Below are 17,446 nucleotides of genomic sequence, written 5' to 3' on the forward strand. Positions count from 1 at the left end.
CCCCACCCCCCCCCCCCCCCCCCCCCCCCCCCCCCCCCCCCCCCCCCCCCCCCCCCCCCCCCCCCCCCCCCCCCCCCCCCCCCCCCCCCCCCCCCGCTTTCGCAGTCACGAAGGGCTCAGAGCCAGCCGCGTCGGGCCGCCTTCAGCCCGGCCTCGAACCGGCTGGTCGCCTCCAGGCGCTCCATCGGCGCGGCCGTCTGCCGCCGCACCGTCCGCATCGAGACCCCGAGGCGCTTGCCCGCGGCCTCGTCCGTCATCCCGGACGCCAGCAGCCGCAGCAGTTCCTTGTCCCCCGGGGGCGATGCCGTCCTCCGGCGCTCTCGGATCCCGGGGCCCTCAGCTCCCGGGGTGGTGGAGGAACCGGTAGGTGTCCCGGTCGAGTTCGGTGACCTGGACACCGACGACGGCCGGCCGGTCGATCCGGGCGCGCAGGGCGGCGAGCACCCGGGCGGTCAGTTCGGCGCGCTGTTCGGTGCTGCGGCCGGCCAGGATCTTCACCTCGACCAGCACCGCGGCCTCGCCGCTCGTGCCGTCGCCGACGTGGTGCCCGCCGGCGGGGCGGAAGAGGGTCTTGCAGTCCGCCACCGTGGTGTCGATCACCTCGGTGATCGCCTGGTGGACCTCGGCGGCCAGCGCCGCCCGGTCGAAGTCGAGGTCGGCCGAGTGGTCGACCAGGATCTGCGGCACGGGACCTCCAGGAGTCGTCGCCGGACCCCTCGCCCGACGCCGACGACGCTATCGGACGCGCCCTGGGCCCCGGGCGCGGGGTGCCGCGCCGGGGCCCGGGGGGGAGGTGTGACAGGTGGACCAGTGGCCGGTTCAGCAGCCGAAGTCCACCTTGCGGAAGGTCACGTAGTGGTCGGCGGTGTAGTAGTCCTCGTGGTACTGCTTGCCGGTGACGATGCGGCGGGCGCCGCGGGTCGGGGAGCCCGGGGTGACCACGGTGTACTCGTGGTAGTAGCCGGACGTCTGCGCGGGCAGCACGCGCTCCCGGTTCTGGAAGACGACGCCGTCCTGGCTGTACGGGAAGGGACCGCCGGAGGCGATCAGGTCGAGGGTGGTGTGGGCCTGCGAGGGCAGCGCGGAGAGGCACACCGAGCCGCTCACCGCGGCGTGCGCCTCGGTGGCGACGGCGATCGGCGCGAGGGTGACCAGGGCGACGGCGGCGGTGGCGGCGACGCGGGTCTTCCACGCGCGTAGAGTTCGGGTCATGACCATCAGGATGGCGACCGTCCCGGGCCATCGGAAGCCCCGTTCCGATTCTTCATCTCCGGTCAACTCGGCGTACCCTCCGGTGTCCTGACCCGGTCAGCCGCCGGGCCCTGGTCCGGCCGCCGCGCCGGCCTCAGCCGCGGGAGAGCACCAGGGACTGCACCGACGGGAGCCGGCGCCAGTCGCTGGAGACGATGCTCGCGTGCGCCTTCGCCAACTGCTCGGTGCGGGCCCGCGCCTGGTCGGCGGTCGGGTCGGTGGCACTGATCTCCGGGGCGACCAGGTGGGAGTCCGTCATCACCAGCAGGTAGTGGGCGTTGTCGTACCAGGCGGTGTCGATGGTCCTGACGTAGGTCGAGGCGTCGCCGTCGAAGACCACGAACCACGGCCGGATCGACGTGTCGCCACCGGTGTACTGGCCGCGCGGGTCGCCGGTGGCGGCGCCGAGCACGGACGGGAACACCTCGGCCTGGCCGATCCGGCCGGCCGCCGCGAGGTCCCGCAGGTGCCGGCCCTGCTCGACGTCGGTGTGCAGGGTGTCGAAGGGGTTGCCCAGCTCGACCGTGCCCGGGATCGCGTACAACAGCACCTTCCCGGCCAGCGCCGAGCGGCTCGGCCAGTTGCCGGCCCGCACCGCCTCGTCGACGTTCGGGTACGAGCCGCCGCCGGGCTTGGCCAGCAGGTCGGCCGGGCGCAGCACGGCGGAACCGAGGTGCTGGGCGATCAGCGCGTCCAGCTGGTCCGGGCCCATCCCGAGGTTGGCCGAGTAGCCGGGCTTCAGCTCCAGCTTGATCACCAGCGGTCCGGCGCCCGGGTGCGCGGCGAGCCAGACCCGGACGTCGTCCAGGCAGCTCTCCAGGTTCTGGTCGGTGCCGCCCGTGTAGAGCTGCCCGGGGGTACTGGCGGCGGTGCAGTTGTTGGAGTTGCCGAACGGGTTGGAGTGGCTGACCTGCCACTGCTTGGTGATGACGTTCGGCCACAGGTCCAGCTCGATCATCCCGGTGCCGGTGTCCAGGCCCTGGGCCAGGTACGGGAAGGCGGCCGGGTCGTAGGTGTTGTGGATGCCGACGGTGGTCGCGGAGCCGAACGGCAGGTCGCCCGACCCGGCCGTGGTGGCGTCCGCCGGGGCGGTCGGGATCAGCGCCGCCGCGGCGGCGAGCAGGCCGGCGGCCAGGAATCCGGTCAGGGTGCGGCGTACGGTCATCGGAACGGTCCCCCCAAGTCGTGGGATGCCGGCCGCCCTGCTCCCGGGCAGCCTGACGAAGCATCGCCCACCGGGGCGTGCTCCGGATGAAGAAGGCACGACAATAGCGTGACGGCTGCACAGCTTCTCCCCCGCGCCCCTCCCCTTTCTCCACGCGCTCCCCACCCGTCGCACCCGCCACGCCCACGGGACGGTGACGGACCGTCAGTGGCCCACGACACCTGGTTAGCGTGTCCCGCGAGCGGGGTGCGGGCGGCCGGTCCGAACCCCGGCACCAGCTGCGGAGGAAGCGATGTCCTTGGTCCGGGTCCACAACTTCTCGATCTCCCTGGACGGTTACGGCACGGGTGAGGGGCAGAGCCTCGACGCGCCGTTCGGCCACGCCGCCGACCGGCTGCACACCTGGTTCTTCCGCACCCGGGCGTTCCGGCGGATGCAGGGCAAGGAGGGCGGCGACACCGGCGTGGACGACGCGCTGGCCCGCACCTGGGGCGACGGCATCGGCGCGGAGATCATGGGACGCAACAAGTTCGGCCCGCAGCGCGGCCCCTGGCAGGACGAGGACTGGCGGGGCTGGTGGGGGCCGAACCCGCCGTTCCACACCCCGGTCTTCGTGCTCACCCACCACCCGCGCCCCTCGCTGGAGATGGAGGGCGGGACGGTCTTCCACTTCGTCGACGCCTCACCCCAGGAGGCGCTGCGCCGGGCCCGGGAGGCGGCCGGCGGCCTGGACGTGCGGATCGGCGGCGGCCCGAGCACCGTCCGGGCCTTCCTGGAGGCCGATCTGGTCGACCACCTCCACGTGGTCGTGGTGCCGGTGCTGCTCGGCCGGGGCGAGCCGCTGTGGACCGAACTCGAGGGGCTGGAGCGGCGCTTCCGCACCGAGGCGGTGGCGAGTCCGAGCGGCGTCACCCACCTGACCTTCACCCGGCCGTAGGGCCCGGACACGGAACGACGGCGGCGGCCTCCCCGCGGGTACGGGGAGGCCGCCGCCGTCGTGGTGCGTCGCGTCGCTACCGGATCACAGCCTCCGGATCACGGCCTCCGCAGCGGCGCTACGGGTCAGACCCGGTCGGCCGCGATCAGCACGTACTGGAAGGAGCCGTCCTTGTAGGACTCGATGAACGCCTCCTCGATGCCGGTCACCAGCGAGGTGGTGTTCCGCAGCTCCCAGTAGGGCAGGGTGTCCGGGGTCAGGTCGATGACGGCCTGCGGCACCAGGCGGTTGTCGGCCATCGCCCGCAGGTACTCGCGACGGGAGTGGATGTTGCACTCGAAGTGGGCGTTGATCTGCGAGACCCACTTCGACGGCTGGCCGTAACGCGGGTTCCAGCAGCCGGTGATGGTGACGTACCGGCCGCCGACGCTCAGCACCCGGGAGTGCTCGGCGAACAGGTCGTGCAGGTCGACGTACATGCTGGACTCGTTGTTCCAGGAGCCCGCGACCGAGCCGGTCTCGATCGGCATGTTCAGCATGTTGGCGACCCGCGAGCGGACGAACCCGCCGATGCCCAGCTCGGCGGCGCGCTTGTTGCCGAAGTCGGCCTGCTGGGTGGAGAGGGTCAGGCCCTCGACCCGGCAGCCGAAGCGCTGGTGCGCCATCACCATCGAACCGCCACGGCCGCAACCGGCGTCGACCAGGGTGTGGTCGGCGCGGATGTCGCCCAGGTGGCTCAGCAGCACGTCGGCCTGGGCGGACTCCAGGCGGTGCAGCTCGGCGATCACCTTCTTCTCGCGCTCGCTGTCGGCCGGGTCGCCGATCGCGGCCTGGTCGATCGCACCGATGCCGTAGTGGTGGTGGTAGAGGCCGTCGACGTCACCCAGGCGGAGGTTGACCGGACGGGCCTCGTGGTCCCAGTAGCGTGCGATGTCGCCCTGGTACGGAGTCGCCGGGCCGGGGATGGCGTTGCCGGGGGTGGTGATGTCGTCGGTCACGGACATGGGTCAGCTCCTAGCGGATGGTCAGGGGATCGGTGGTCAAGGGATCGGTCGTCAAGGCAGTCGCGCCGCCGGTGGGGGTGGGCCCACCGGAAGGGGTGGTGTCACCAGAAGTCCGGCAGCGTGTAGCGGTAGGTGTTGGTCTGGTGCCAGTAGTGGTTGCCGTCGAGCCACGCGGCCACCCCGCGCAGGAACCGTACGAGCGTGGGGACGGGGCAGGACACGGCCAGGGCCGCCGCCTCGGCCTCGAAGGCCAGCATCAGCTCGTTGTGGACCTCGACCGCCTTCAGGTAGCCCTCCTTGCGGGAGACGCCCTCGCGCTCGGAGATCACCACCGGCAGGTTCAGGTGCAGTCCGGGGCTGGCGAGCTCCTTCGTGTACGAGTACAGGTCGTTGACGATGGTGGTGGCGTTGCCCGCCAGCGCGATCACCCGCTGCATCGCGGGCAGCGCGTGCAGCTCGGCCGGCAGCTCGTAGCCGCCGACGGTGTCGGTGATCGTCGGGCAGGGGCGGAAGTTGTTGAACTGGCGCATGGCCAGGTACTCCCACACCTCCGGGACGTGGTCCGCCTGGTCCCAGGAGGCCTCGGCCAGGTACCCGAGGTGCAGCCGCGCCATGTCGTGCCGGAACCGGTCCGACTGGGAGGGCGTGGCGGCCCGGGTGAAGTACTCCATCGCGGAGTGGTAGGCGCGCCGGGGCGCGTCCGAGGAGAGCGAGGCCTCCCAGTGCGGGTGGTACTCCGTCGTGGTGTGCAGCGGGTCCAGCGCGGTGTGCGCGAGCAGCAGGCGGCTGCCCAGGCCGATCGGCGAACCGCCGAGGTCCTCGCAGTAGCAGTCGTCCACCGCGTTCTCGGCCACCATCAGGCGGGCCGCGAGCATCAGGTGGTCGACGCTCGGCGCGTCCGGGTGGCAGGCCACCATGTAGCGCCCGGTGGAGAACCCGTCGAAGTCCTTCTCCCACTCCGGCGGGTAGAGCTCGACCTCCTCCATCGCCCAGACCTTGAGCTCCGCGCTGAGCGCCTCCACCCGCACCGGGTCGGGCTCGGCGATCGGGTGGTGGTACAGGCCGGGGATCGGGTCGCCGCTCTTCGGCTTGCCACTCGCAGCCGCGGCGGCCGGGCCGTGGACGGTCGGGCCCACCCTGGCCGGACGCGGCGTCGCGGTCAGCGCGGACGGGACGGGCAGGACATGGCCGGATGGCACCTGGAACCCGGGGGTCTCGGGCAGCGAGGCCTCGGGCGCCGCGATGTCGGGAGCCGCCGCGGTGTCGGGCGCCGCGGCACTGTCGGGAACCGCGGTCTCCGCAGCCGAGACCTCGGGCTCGGGCACCCCGGCCGCCGGGACCTCGACCGCCGGGACCTCGACCGCCGGGGCGCCGGGGGGCGGGACCTGCGGCCGGAACCGCAGCCCGGAGGTGCCCAGTCCGATGGGCCCGCCCAGGATCTGTTCGATCGCCGGCGAGCTCATGGGCCCACCACCGGAGCGGTGACGGGCCCGGATGCTGTGTCCGGTCTGGCACGCAGGGGCATAGAGCCTCCTCTGGAAGGGGTCGCACAATATGACGGGACGTCAGCTCGCCCGTCGCGAAGGGGAAAACCGGTTTCCGGACCCCGTCTCGCTCGGTTCCCCACCGTAGGCGCGAAGGCCGGTTCCGCATCGCAACGGACGATCTTCCTCACCCGATAGGGTGAACGTTCGTGCTGACGGCGTTTGGATGCGCCACAGTCGTGCATCGCCCCGCCCCACGCCTTGGCGCCCCCGGCCCGACCCGGTCGCCCGACCCCGCCGCCACTCGCGTCAACCCGGCGAAACCCGGCCGTGTCCCGCTCCGGCCGACGGCGTCGTGCCCCTCGTGGTGGTGGCTGTTCGAATGAGACATGACCTGCCGGCGGCGCCTGCCACGTGCTGGTCGCACATCCGCGGGGCCTGACGCCCGTGCCCTGGGAGCCCCGTACACCGTGACACCGCGGGCCGAGGCGCCGCCCGGCCTCGGCCCGCGGCACGGACCGGTCGGTCAGCTCCGGGCCCGGTGCGCGACCGCTCCGGTGCGGGGGACCAGAATGGGCTCGGCGCCGTGAGCACGGGGCCAGGAAGGAAGACCAGCGCATGGAGAGCCAGGCCCGCAGCCGCACCGCACTCGTCGAGGCGCTCATGGAGCGCTATCCGGACGTGCCCCGGGAGGCGGTGATCAAGGAGGACCTGCTGCGCGGCGGCATGGCCTTCGACGAGTCCGCGCTCAGTGGCAGCGCGGGCGCCGACGGGGGCGGCGACGTCAAGCCGAAGTCGTACTTCATCTTCTCCTTCGACCACCGCACCCTGCCCGAGCTGGGCGCCGCCGCGCTCAACCGGCCGCCGGAGGAGGTCGTGCTGACCGGCGGGCCGTACGGGCTGCGCCGCACGGTGGTGTCGGTGCGGGTGAACCCGGACTCGCCGTACCGGGTCGGCGCCGGGGACGACGGCACGCTCGGCCTGTACCTGGACGGCGCCCGGATCGCCGACGTCGGCCTGCCGCCGATGCCGGACTACTACCGGCACACCCTGGCCAACGGGAAGTCGGTGATGGAGGTCGCCCCGACCATCCAGTGGGGCTACCTGATCTACCTCACGGTGTTCCGGGTCTGCCAGTACTTCGGCGCCAAGGAGGAGTGCCAGTACTGCGACATCAACCACAACTGGCGCCAGCACAAGGCCGCCGGCCGCCCGTACACCGGGGTCAAGCCGGTCGAGGAGGTGCTGGAGGCGCTGGCGCTGATCGACCAGCACGACACCGCCCGCGCCTCCCAGGCGTACACCCTCACCGGCGGGGCGATCACCTCGCACGTCGGCGGCCGGGACGAGGCCGACTTCTACGGGCAGTACGCCAAGGCCATCGAGGAGCGCTTCCCCGGCCGCTGGATCGGCAAGGTGGTGGCCCAGGCGCTGCCGCGCGAGGACGTCCAGCGCTTCCACGACTACGGCGTGCGGATCTACCACCCCAACTTCGAGGTGTGGGACAAGCGGCTGTTCGAGCTCTACTGCCCGGGCAAGGAGCGCTACGTCGGCCGGGACGAGTGGCACCGCAGGATCCTCGACTCCACCGAGGTGTTCGGCCCGGAGAACGTGATCCCCAACTTCGTCGCGGGCGTGGAGATGGCCGAGCCGTTCGGCTTCACCACGGTGGACGAGGCGATCGCCTCCACCGAGGAGGGCCTGCGCTTCTTCATGTCCCACGGGGTGGTGCCGCGCTTCACCACCTGGTGCCCCGAGCCCACCACCCCGCTCGGCAAGGCCAACCCGCAGGGCGCGCCGCTGGAGTACCACATCCGGCTGCTGCAGACCTACCGGGCGACCCTGGAGGAGTTCGGCCTCTCCTCCCCGCCCGGCTACGGCCCGGCCGGCCCGGGCAAGGCGGTCTTCTCGGTGAGCTCCTTCATGGACTCGCTGACCGGCTGAGGTACGACCTGGTGGCGCCGGTCCGGGCGGGCCGGCGCCACCGGGATCCGGCGGCTCCCGGATCCGTCGACTCGCCTTCAGCCGGCGGACGGCATCGGGCGGACGGTGAGGATCTGCTCGGCCCGGCCCAGCGGCCCGCGGACGTCGTGCAGCACGGTGCTGGTGACGCCGTGACCGGACGGGCCGAAGCTGACGCTGGTGTCCAGGCCGGTCCAGCTGCCCTCGGGGCGGCGGTGGAAGTGGATCGTCAGGTCGGTGTTGGGGAACATCCACTCGCTCGGGTCCTGCCGCACGGCGATGCCGTTGGCGGTGTCCACCATCATGACGAAGGAGGCGTGCGGCCCGCTGGGCTCCCCCGCGACCAGCTCGACCGGGCTGGAGATCCAGGCGGCGGCGCGGCCGGGGGCGGTCTCCCGGCGGCGGACGTCGATCGAGGCGATGTAGCCGCCGCCCCACAGCCCTGCCATCGCCCAGGGCTCGAACTCCTCGGGCCCGGGCAGCGGCTGGTCGTGGGTGCCGGCGACGGCGGAGGTGTCCAGCTCGGCGAGGAACCAGGCGCGGGCCCGGACGACGGCCCGCCCGCCGATCACCACGGTGGCCTCGACCAGCTCGATGGTGCGACCGGGGCGGACGGTCTCCACCGTGATCTCGAACTCCTCGAGGGCGATCAGGCCGAGTATGTCGTAGCTGATCCGGGCCAGTGCCAGGCCGTCGGCGGGGCGGCCGGCCCGCCCCTGGTCGGCCCGGTGGCGGTCGATGGCGTGCACGATCAGGCCGCCGAGCGGGCTGAAGTGCTGCTCGTCCGTGTGCCAGGCGCCCTGCGCCTGCAGGGTGGGCTTGTAGCTGTGCTCGCCGGTGCGCTGGTAGTAGCTGTCGGGCGCGGCGGTGGGGGTGGTCACGTGCGCTTCTCCTCTGGCCGGATCGCTGGCTGCCGGTTCGGCCGCCGCCGTGGTACGACGGCGGCCGAACTCGGCGTTCAGGATCGTAGGGGGCCGAACCGCCGACGTGGTGTCACGGGTGACGCATCCCACACGCCCGGATTCCGGACCGTCAGTGCGCGGCGAGCGGGTAGTGGTCGGAGAGGTCGGTGTAGGTGTAGCTCTTGCCCCAGCTGCTGACCGTCCAGGGCGCGCTGTGCACCCGGACCACGTCGTTGGTGTACTGCTGCGGGCGGGCGTGGTCGGCCCGGTAGAGGACGTAGTCGAGGTCCTCCTTGGGCTCGCCCGGGTAGCGGTAGGCGGCGACGGAGTTGTCGACGGTGTCGAAGGAGTACGGCCAGCCGGTGCGGGCGGAGGCCGGGGCGAGGTTGCCGTTGGCCAGCAGCGCCTGGTACTCGGCGCCGTGCGAGTCGATGTTGAGGTCGCCCGCGACCAGGACCGGCTCGTCGGCCGGGATCCGCTTGGCGTCCAGGAAGGAGCGCATCGCGGTGAGCTGCCTGGCCCGGATGTCCGCCGCCTGGCCGCTCGCGCAGCCCGAGTCGGTGGACTGGAGGTGGGTGCCGACCACGTGGGTGCGGCGGCCGTTGACGTCCAGCACCGCGTAGACGAAGCCCTTGTTGGAGAACCAGTCCGAGCCGCAGGCGTCCTTGTAGACGTACTGCTCCTTGCGCAGGATCGGCCACTTGCTGAGCAGGGTGACGCCGCCGTCCTCGGGGGTGGCGGAGCTGTAGCTGCCGGAGGTGGCGTCCCAGCCGCCGGTGGAGCGGCCGACCACCGGCGTGTGGTACGGGTAGGCGGCCGAGGCCTTGGCGGTCAGCGCGTCGGAGGCCGCGTTGTCGAAGGCCTCCTCCAGCACGACCACGTCGTGGCCCTGGAAGAAGTCCGCCGAGGCGATGGCCTGCGCCCGGTACTGCTGGCCCCAGTTGGGGTAGAGCGAGGTGCTCATCAGGAACGTGTTGTAGGTCAGCACGTCGAGCGGGGGCGCGGTCGTCGGGGCGGTCTCGGCCGAGGCCGGGACGGCGCCGAGCACGGCGAGGACGGTGGCGGCGGCGCCGGCGGCGAGGGCACGGCGGACGGACGACAGGGGCATGGGGCCTCCGTGAGGGAGCGTTGTCGTGGACCCGACGGATCGAGGGATGTTGTGCATCCAACTCGGCTGCCGCCACGGCCCGCAAGACATCCGGCGAGCATTCGGTGAACTCGCCGGTAACTCCCTCGGCGAACTCCTGACGACCGGGGCCTCCGCCCGCCGCACCCTGCGGGAGGCGGGCTCGGCGGGCGGTCGGAAGGTGGTCGGACGGGTGGTCAGAAGGGCAGCGGGTGGCGCACCAGGACGTCGGCGCGGGTACCGTCCAGGGCGCCGTACAGCAGGGTGGTGCCGAGCGCGTCCACGGCGGGCGCGGCGGACGGGCCGACGGCCTCGGCGACCCGCTCCACCCGGCCGGTCCACAGGTCCCGTCGGAAGACGTCCGTGGTGCCGTTGGTGTCGCCGGGCACCAGCCCGGCGTCGTCCGAGGCGAAGTGGACCCAGCGGTCGTCCGCCGTCATGACGGCGGGCTGGGTGCCGGCGGGGGCCACCTCCGTCACCGTGCCCGTCCGCAGGTCGCGGGCGTAGAGCGCGACCCGGGAGGCGCCGCCCTGGTCCGGCTGGAACAGCCGGAACAGCGCGAACCTGCCGTCGGGGCTCAGCCGCCCCTGGCGGGCGGCGTCGCGCAGGGTGCCGCTCGGGTCGACGCTCGCGCCCTCGATCCGGCCGGTGGCGGCGTCGTAGACGTAGAGCGGGAAGAGCTGGCGGGTGGGCGGCGGCTTCAGCGCGGTCGGGGCGGGGGCCGTCGCGCTGGGGACCGTCGCGGCGGGGGCCGTCACCGCGGGAGCCGTTCCGGCGGGGGCCGTCGCGGCCGGGGCCAGGAGGTTGGCCGCCTTCGAGCGGAAGGCGACGGCCCGGCCGTCGGCGCTGAGCGAGGGCTCCACCGAGCCGCCGTCGGCGGGGGCGCCGCCCTGCCCGGCGGTGACCAGCCGGGTGGTGCCGGTCCGGCGGTCGGTCAGGTAGATGTTGGCGGTGCCCGCCCGGGCCCCGGGGGCGAGGTCGGCGCGGTCCGAGGAGTAGGCGACGAAGCGGCCGTCGGCGCTGATCGCGGGGCTGACCGAGTTCCCGACGCCGGTGCCGGCGGTGAGCAACTCGGTGCGGCCGGTGCCGCGGTCGCGGACGTAGACGTCGGTGCGCCCGCTGCCGTGCCCGGGGACGGCGTTGGCGGCGTCGCTGCTGAAGGCGACGTACCGGCCGTCGGCGCTGATCGCCGCCTGGCTGCTGGAGCCGTCCAGCTGGGCGCCGTCGTCGGCGAGGCTGACCCGCTCGGTCCGGCGCGTCCACAGGTCGCGGACGAAGACGTCGTAGAGGCGGTTGGTGTCACCGGGCACCAGGTTCGAGGCCAGCGAGGTGAACAGGGCGTACCGGCCGTCGGCGCTCAGTCCGAGCGGCTCGGACCAGTCGTCGGCGGGCGCGCCGTCGGGGCTCACGTTCACCCGCACCGTGTCGCCGCCGGTAGCCGCGGGCGCGGGCGTGGACCGGGGTGCGGACGCGGGCGCGGGCCGGGCGTGCGCCGTCGACGCCCCGGTGCCCGCCAGCAGCGCGGCCGCCAGTGCGCAGGCCAGCCGTACCGTCCTCTTCATGGGTTCCCCTCCCCTTTCGCCCCCGTCTGCTCCCCGTCTGCTCCCCGTCGCTGCGGCCGAGCCAACCGTCCGATCGTGGCCTCGGTCAACCCGACCGACCCGACATGAGCACGATTTCGCCAACTCCCGCACACAGTGGGCCCGCACCGTGCGCACAGACCGGCCCGGGAACCGCCCCGCCCGAAAGGCCTCACCGGCCCCACGTCGCCTGACCCCGGCCGCCACGGGCGCCCCGAACCGGTGGCATCCGCGCTAAACACGGACCAACACGGGCATCCCACCCATGGCTGCCCCACGGAGGGGCAGCGCCCGTGCCGTCGAGCGGAAGGCAGCAGCGATGAGCATGATCCAGACCGGCAAGCTGGAGCTGAGCTCCACCAACGCCTCGGAGTTGACCGGCGGAGCCACGACGACCTTCACCCAGGTCACCTTCCCCACGCCCTTCCCCGACGACGCGGCGGTGATCGTGGTGCCGTTCGTCCAGACGTTCAACGGCCCCGACACCCCGGGCCTGCGGATCGCCGACGTCACCACCACCGGCTTCAAGATCCGCTTCAACGAACTGGTCGGCAGGGGCAGGGCGTTGTCCGACGGACCGCACACCTTCGAGACCATCGGCTGGATCGCGAGCACCGTGTAGCCCGGAGGTCCCCGCGGCGGCCGCACCGCCCCTGCCCGAGCGGCAAAACCCGGTGGACACGATCGGCCGCCGGTGCGAAGGTCCGGGAATGACCGTCGACGAACTTCCCGTCCTGCCCGTCCCGCTGCCCGGCGGCCTGCTCCTGCGCGAGTCCGGGCCGGCCGACCTGGAACAGATCGGGGCGCTGCTCGCCGAGCGCGGCGCCCCGCAGGACGCCCTCGACCACCGCCTGGTGGTCGAGGACCCGGACGCGGGCTGGTCGGCCTGCGCGGTGGTGGTCGACGGCGACCGGGTGGTCTCCACGGCCACCCTGCTCGACGAGGAGCTACGCCTCGGCGGCGTCCGACTGCCCGCCGGTCAGGTCGAACTCGTCGCCACCGACAAGGAGTTCGAGGGCCGTGGCCTGGTCCGGGCACTGATGCAGTGGGCGCACGCCCGCTCCGCGGCCCGCGGGCACGTGCTCCAGGTGATGATCGGAATCCCCTACTTCTACCGGCTGTTCGGCTACGAGTACGCGATCGACATCCCGGTCTCGCGGCCGGTGCGCGGCACCCCGCCCATCGAGGGCACGCCGGCGCTGCGCACCGCCCGGGCCGCGGACCTGCCCGCCCTGGCCGCACTCCAGGAGCGGGCGCAGCGCGGCTTCGACCTCGCGATGGGCCACTCCCCCGCCCGCTGGCGCTGGCTGCTGGCACACGACGCGAGCACGCTGCGGGTGGTCGAGCGCGCCGGCGAGGTGGTGGCCGTGGCGCGCACCACCCCGGTGGACGACGGCGGGTTCCACCTCGCCGAGGCGGCCGCCGCGGACGAGCGGGCGGCACGCGAACTGCTCGCCGGCGTCGTGGCGTTGGCGCCGCAGGCGCGGCTCCACGTGGTGCACCGGCCCGGCACCCTGCCCGCCACCGTCTGGCACGAGCTGCTGGACCACACGCCGCGCCCCGAGGCGGAGCAGTACTACGTCCGCATCCCCGACCCGGCCGTGCTGCTCGACCGGCTGCGCCCGCTGTTCCGGGAGCGCCTCGCCGGCGCCGGCCTGGACCACTCCGGCCGCGACCTGCTGCTCTCCACCTACCGCGCGCACTACCGGATCCCGGTCGGCGCGCAGGGGTCGGGCGAGGTGGTCACGGGCGGCACGCTGCAGCACCCCGGCGCGGACGGCGGCGTGGCCGTGGCGCCGGACCAGCTGGCGGCGCTGCTCTTCGGACCGTACGGGATCGAGGGGTTGAGCCGCGTCCGGCCGGACGTCTTCGTCCGCGGGGAGGCCGAGCCGTACCGGGCGCTGTTCCCGCCGCTGACCTCCGACCTGCTGACGTACTACCTGCCGTGACCCGTGCCGTCAGACGGTTCCGGCCGACCCCCTGTCGGAGCCCGGCGGGTGGGGCGTAGGGTGCGCGGCGTGAACGAGACGATCTTCCGGGGCAGGGACCTGGTGCGTCCGGCCGCCGTCGCGATGCTGTTCCTCGTCCTCGCGGTCGAAGTCGCCTTCGGCCTGTTCGTGATGACCGGCGTCGGCACGGTCCTGCTGGTCTCGCTGACGCTGGCGATGACCGCGCCCCTCCTCTTCTCGGCCCTGCGATCCTGGACCCGGGTCGGTGCCGACGGGATCACCGTCAACCGGGGCTTCGGGTCGGGCCGCACCTATCCCTGGCAGCAGGTCGTCCGGGTCGAGGTGCGGCGGTACCCGGCCGGGGACTCGTTCTCGTACGCGCTGCGGATCCACCTCGCCGACGGGCGGCGCCGTCTGCTGCCGGGCCTCGGGACGGACAAGTACCACTCCGCGGCCGAGTTCGTGGCGAACGCCCGCCAGGTCTTCGACTGGTGGGAGCACAGCACCGACCCGGCCCGGCGCGTCGAACCGCGGGCGCGGCTCTGGGACAAGGTGTCCCCCGTCGTGATCGGCCTGCTCCTCGGCGGCCTCCTGGCCGCCGTGATCGCGACGCAGTTGCGATAGTGCCCGGCTCCACCTCGCCCCCGGCTCCCGGGGTGGGAGCCGGGGCCGGGCTCAGTCCGCCACGGGCAGGCACTCGGCGAGCAGGGCGAGGACGTCGCGCCAGGCCCGCTCGGCGTGCAGCGGGTGGTGGCGGACGCCGGGCAGGACGGCGTGCTCGACCGACGGGTGGTGGAAGGCGTGCTCGGCGCCGCCGTAGACCACGAGGCGCCAGTCGACGCCCGCGGCCTGCATCTCGGCGGCGAAGGCGTCCCGCTGTCCGGCGGGCATGATCGGGTCCTCCGAGCCGACCCCGGCCCAGACCGGACACCGGATGCGGGCCGCCTCGCCCGGTCGGCCCGTGACGAGTCCGTTGACCGTCCCGATCGCCCGCAGGTCGACGCCGGCGCGCCCGAGTTCCAGCGCGATCGCGCCGCCGGTGCCGTAGCCGACGGCGGCGATCCGGTCGGGGTCGGTCCGGGGTTCGGCGCGCAGCACGTCGAGGGCCGCACCGCCGATGTCCCGCATCCGGTCGGGGTCGTCGAGCAGCGGCAGCACGCGGGCCAGCATCTCCTGCGGGTCGGTGAACCAGTGCCCGCCGTGGAGGTCGAAGGCCAGGGCCACGTAACCCAGTTCGGCGAGGGCGTCGGCCCGGCGGCGCTGGAAGTCGTTCAGGCCCGGCCCCTCGGGGCCGATCAGGACCGCGGGCCGGCGGCCGGTGCCGCCGGGAAGCGCGAGGTGCCCGATCATCGTCAGTCCGTCGGCGGGATATTCGACCGTGCGGGTCGTGACCATCGTCATGGGACAGGACCGTAGTACCGGTCGCGCCCCCGTCGGCCCGGTCTTCGCCGTCGGCAGAGGAGCACCCTGCCACTCACCGTCCGGTGCTACGCCGGTCGGCTGCCGGTGAGTTGCTGCCACCGGTCCTTCGCCGCCTCCAGTTCGAGACGGGCCTGGGGGATGCGCGGGTCCGCCTTCTGGCGGGCCAGGAGTCCGGTGAGCCGCTGCCGGGCCTCCTCCTGGCCGGCCGTGTCCGCCAGCGCGTCGCGCAGTTCGGCCTCGGCCTCGGGTACGAGCGCCTGGCGTTCGACCGCGGAGGCCTTGGCGTCGGCGCCGGCGTTGAACACCTCGACGACGAACTTCCGCACCTCGGCCTCGGGCGTCTTCTCCAGCGCGACGGTCACGATCGCCTGACGACCGGTCGGCAGCGCCACGTAGACGTGGCCCTGCTCGTCCGAGTAGTCGTCGCGGACCGAGACCTCGTGCAGCGGGTACTCGGCGGTGCGGCCCTCCGCCGTCACCTCCAGCGCGTGGTCGTACAGCCGCAGGTCGTCCCCGAGCGAGGACCTCAACTCGCCCCGGCCCGGCGAGCGGAGCCGGTCCAGGTGTGCCCGGGCCCGGTCGACCCGCTCCTGCTGGGCCTGTTCGGCCGCCGTGACGTCGGCCCTGGCCCGGTCGCGTTCGCGTCGGGCCTCGCGCTCCAGTGTGCGGAGTTCGGCGCGGGCGGTGTCCAGGTCGCGCCGGTTCTCGGCGTACTGCGCGGTGAAGGCGTACCGCCATCCCCCGGGGTAGCGCAGCATCAGCCAGACCACCGCTGCGGCGAGCGCCAGCACGATCACCGCCATCCAGCCCACAGGCCCCATCGATCCCCTCCCGCAGACCCACCGGTCCGGCGGCCACTCCGGCGGACCCGGACCGAGCCGATCGTAGGGACGGCGGCCGGTCCGCGTGGGGGAATCCGGGAATTCCCCGGCTGCCCACCGACGGCTGGAGCCCTGCGCGCCTGAGGGGTGTGACCGCGCTTCGGGATCGTGACCCGCTCGGTGGGCTTCCGGCGGAGGATTTACGACTTTTGGTCATGGTTTTGGCCAATGTGGTTAAAGGCAGGGCCAAGAATTGGCATGCCCCCTTGCCGATAATGTGATCACATGTGCAGGCACTGTGGCGTTCGCGCGTCACAGGGGAGGGACCGGTCCGCTTCACCGAGCGGGCCCGATCGACAGGAGTCGCACCATCAACACCGCCATCCGCAAGGCCGCCCGTGGGGCGATGCCCGTCGCCGTCACCGCCTCCGTGCTCGCCACCGGCCTCACCGCCTGCGGCACCGTCCAGCAGCTGTCCGCCGCGCAGAAGGTGTCGAAGGCCTTCGACAAGGTCCGTGACGGCAAGGCGGCCGGCTTCACCCTCTCCATCGACGCCACCCCCGAGCAGGTCGTCGCCTTCGCCAACTCCGGTGACCACAAGGCCGGCAGCGGCCTGATCGGCTCCGCCCGGGGCGGCGAGCACCAGATGGACGAGAAGACCGCCAAGGCGATCTCCGGCCTCTCCGTCTCAGTCTCGATCTCCGCGGACAAGCCGCTCAAGGACATCGAGGCCTTCAAGAACGCCGGCAAGGGCGGCGACGCCGGCAAGAACGGCGACCTGACGCTCGACAAGTCGGTGCGCGTCTCCTACCTGCTCTCCGACCGCAGCGGCACCGCGCTGCTGGAGTACCGTCAGGTCGACGCCACGGGGTACCTGCACGCCGACGCCAAGGGCCTGATGAAGCTGACCGGCGAGGACCCGTCCACGGTCGACGAGATGCGCAAGGACCTGCCCGAGCAACTGAAGCCGCTCGGCGACGTGCTGGCCGGCAAGTGGGTGTCCTTCGACCTCCAGTCGCTCGCGGACCAGGCCAAGGAGTCCGACGGCAAGAAGGCCGCCCCGAGCGCCGCGCCCACCGCCGACCCGGAGCTCGCCAACCAGCTCCTCAACTCGGTCAAGGACGTGATCGGCCGCACCGTCACGTACGAGGACAAGGGCAAGAAGGACGGCGCCGAGCACCTCTGGGTCAGCGCCCCGGCCCGGCAGCTGGTCGACGAGATGTACAAGGCCGTCAAGCCGCTGTCCGCCAAGTTCCCCAAGCAGCTGGGCGACTTCCCCGACCAGGCCCCGAGCGACGTGCCGGACCGCAGGATCGGCGTCGACCTCTACCTGAAGAACGGCGCCTTCTCCTCCGCCACCTTCGACCTCGCGCAGCTGGCCGACAAGGTCGAGCCGGGCGTCAACTTCCCGGTGAAGCTCGCCTTCAGCCAGTCGGCCCCGAACGTCCAGGTCCCGGCCGACGCGGTCAAGGTGACCGACGACCAGCTGATGGACGTGGTGCTCGGCCTGGCCACCGCGGGTGCCGAGGACGACCTCGACCCCGAGGACCTGGCCGGCGGCGTCCCGGACGCCCCGACCGCCCCGCCGCTGACCGACGCCCAGCTCAAGGAGCTCGCCGGCCTCGGCTTCGCGGAGATCGAGGCGCGCGCCTTCAACCGGGCGGGCTTCACCTTCGAGGAGATCAAGGAGATCGCCCTCAAGGACGCCCCGGCCAAGGCCTGACGTCCATCCTTCCGGCTCCTGCCGGGCCGGGGGGGGGGGGGGGGGGGGGGGGGGGGGGGGGGGGGGGGGGGGGGGGGGGGGGGGGGGGGGGGGGGGGGGGGGGGGGGGGGGGGGGGGGGG

General features: G+C 73.2%; 17 protein-coding genes. 6 read left to right on the forward strand and 11 right to left on the reverse strand.

What is annotated here, in order from left to right:
* Positions 1 to 116: 116 nt before the first annotated feature.
* The 4 genes from ACZ5OX_RS38770 to ACZ5OX_RS38785 form a co-directional block, all read right to left on the reverse strand.
* Positions 117 to 257 carry a helix-turn-helix domain-containing protein gene (locus ACZ5OX_RS38770; protein ID WP_465636867.1) on the reverse strand — a complete coding sequence of 47 codons (141 nt, stop codon included), beginning with the start codon at positions 255 to 257 and terminating at the stop codon, positions 117 to 119.
* A 79-nt stretch (positions 258 to 336) separates the two neighbouring features.
* Positions 337 to 687 carry a 5-carboxymethyl-2-hydroxymuconate Delta-isomerase gene (locus tag ACZ5OX_RS38775; RefSeq protein WP_465636869.1) on the reverse strand — a complete coding sequence of 117 codons (351 nt, stop codon included), beginning with the start codon at positions 685 to 687 and terminating at the stop codon, positions 337 to 339.
* A 132-nt stretch (positions 688 to 819) separates the two neighbouring features.
* Positions 820 to 1,212, reverse strand: coding sequence for a ribonuclease domain-containing protein (locus ACZ5OX_RS38780; RefSeq protein ID WP_465636871.1), 393 nt, complete (start codon positions 1,210 to 1,212; stop codon positions 820 to 822).
* Between the two features lie 133 nt (positions 1,213 to 1,345).
* Positions 1,346 to 2,416, reverse strand: a complete 1,071-nt coding sequence (locus ACZ5OX_RS38785; RefSeq protein ID WP_465636873.1) for a phosphatidylinositol-specific phospholipase C domain-containing protein — start codon at positions 2,414 to 2,416, stop codon at positions 1,346 to 1,348.
* 292 nt (positions 2,417 to 2,708) lie between these two features.
* On the opposite strand from ACZ5OX_RS38785, the gene ACZ5OX_RS38790 reads away from it, so the two are divergent.
* Positions 2,709 to 3,353: a dihydrofolate reductase family protein gene (locus ACZ5OX_RS38790; protein ID WP_465636875.1), complete on the forward strand. Its 645-nt coding sequence runs from the start codon at positions 2,709 to 2,711 to the stop codon at positions 3,351 to 3,353.
* Positions 3,354 to 3,478: 125 nt separating this feature from the next.
* On the opposite strand, the gene ACZ5OX_RS38795 is transcribed toward ACZ5OX_RS38790, so the two are convergent.
* Both ACZ5OX_RS38795 and ACZ5OX_RS38800 read right to left on the reverse strand, forming a co-directional pair.
* Entirely contained in the window at positions 3,479 to 4,357 is an 879-nt protein-coding gene (locus ACZ5OX_RS38795; RefSeq protein WP_465636877.1) for a geranyl diphosphate 2-C-methyltransferase, read from the reverse strand.
* 101 nt (positions 4,358 to 4,458) lie between these two features.
* A complete protein-coding gene (locus ACZ5OX_RS38800; protein ID WP_465636879.1) occupies positions 4,459 to 5,820 on the reverse strand; it encodes a family 2 encapsulin nanocompartment cargo protein terpene cyclase in 1,362 nt (453 codons plus the stop codon).
* 639 nt (positions 5,821 to 6,459) lie between these two features.
* Between ACZ5OX_RS38800 and ACZ5OX_RS38805 the strand changes: the two genes are divergently transcribed.
* Positions 6,460 to 7,785, forward strand: coding sequence for a radical SAM protein (locus ACZ5OX_RS38805; RefSeq protein ID WP_465636881.1), 1,326 nt, complete (start codon positions 6,460 to 6,462; stop codon positions 7,783 to 7,785).
* A gap of 77 nt (positions 7,786 to 7,862) precedes the next feature.
* On the opposite strand, the gene ACZ5OX_RS38810 is transcribed toward ACZ5OX_RS38805, so the two are convergent.
* From ACZ5OX_RS38810 to ACZ5OX_RS38820, 3 genes are all read right to left on the reverse strand, one after another.
* Complete coding sequence (locus tag ACZ5OX_RS38810; RefSeq protein WP_465636883.1) at positions 7,863 to 8,684, reverse strand: thioesterase family protein; 822 nt, start codon at positions 8,682 to 8,684, stop codon at positions 7,863 to 7,865.
* A gap of 151 nt (positions 8,685 to 8,835) precedes the next feature.
* Entirely contained in the window at positions 8,836 to 9,813 is a 978-nt protein-coding gene (sph, locus tag ACZ5OX_RS38815; protein ID WP_465636885.1) for a sphingomyelin phosphodiesterase, read from the reverse strand.
* Positions 9,814 to 10,028: 215 nt separating this feature from the next.
* Entirely contained in the window at positions 10,029 to 11,393 is a 1,365-nt protein-coding gene (locus tag ACZ5OX_RS38820) for a hypothetical protein (protein ID WP_465636887.1), read from the reverse strand.
* Between the two features lie 337 nt (positions 11,394 to 11,730).
* Here ACZ5OX_RS38820 and ACZ5OX_RS38825 point away from each other — a divergent pair, with 337 nt between their 5' ends.
* From ACZ5OX_RS38825 to ACZ5OX_RS38835, 3 genes are all read left to right on the forward strand, one after another.
* Entirely contained in the window at positions 11,731 to 12,033 is a 303-nt protein-coding gene (locus ACZ5OX_RS38825; protein WP_465636889.1) for a hypothetical protein, read from the forward strand.
* Positions 12,034 to 12,121: 88 nt separating this feature from the next.
* Positions 12,122 to 13,360, forward strand: coding sequence for a GNAT family N-acetyltransferase (locus ACZ5OX_RS38830; RefSeq protein WP_465636891.1), 1,239 nt, complete (start codon positions 12,122 to 12,124; stop codon positions 13,358 to 13,360).
* Between the two features lie 69 nt (positions 13,361 to 13,429).
* Positions 13,430 to 13,984 (forward strand): PH domain-containing protein, encoded by a 555-nt coding sequence (locus ACZ5OX_RS38835; protein ID WP_465636893.1) that lies wholly within the window; start codon positions 13,430 to 13,432, stop codon positions 13,982 to 13,984.
* 51 nt (positions 13,985 to 14,035) lie between these two features.
* On the opposite strand, the gene ACZ5OX_RS38840 is transcribed toward ACZ5OX_RS38835, so the two are convergent.
* Both ACZ5OX_RS38840 and ACZ5OX_RS38845 read right to left on the reverse strand, forming a co-directional pair.
* Positions 14,036 to 14,761, reverse strand: a complete 726-nt coding sequence (locus ACZ5OX_RS38840) for a dienelactone hydrolase family protein (RefSeq protein WP_465636895.1) — start codon at positions 14,759 to 14,761, stop codon at positions 14,036 to 14,038.
* 86 nt (positions 14,762 to 14,847) lie between these two features.
* Entirely contained in the window at positions 14,848 to 15,603 is a 756-nt protein-coding gene (locus ACZ5OX_RS38845) for a hypothetical protein (protein ID WP_465636897.1), read from the reverse strand.
* 406 nt (positions 15,604 to 16,009) lie between these two features.
* Here ACZ5OX_RS38845 and ACZ5OX_RS38850 point away from each other — a divergent pair, with 406 nt between their 5' ends.
* The gene (locus ACZ5OX_RS38850) at positions 16,010 to 17,326 is read left to right on the forward strand and encodes a hypothetical protein (RefSeq protein ID WP_465636899.1); all 1,317 of its coding nucleotides are present in this window, start codon (positions 16,010 to 16,012) and stop codon (positions 17,324 to 17,326) included.
* Positions 17,327 to 17,446 lie beyond the last annotated feature (120 nt).

Source organism: Kitasatospora sp. NPDC032121, assembly GCF_055580145.1.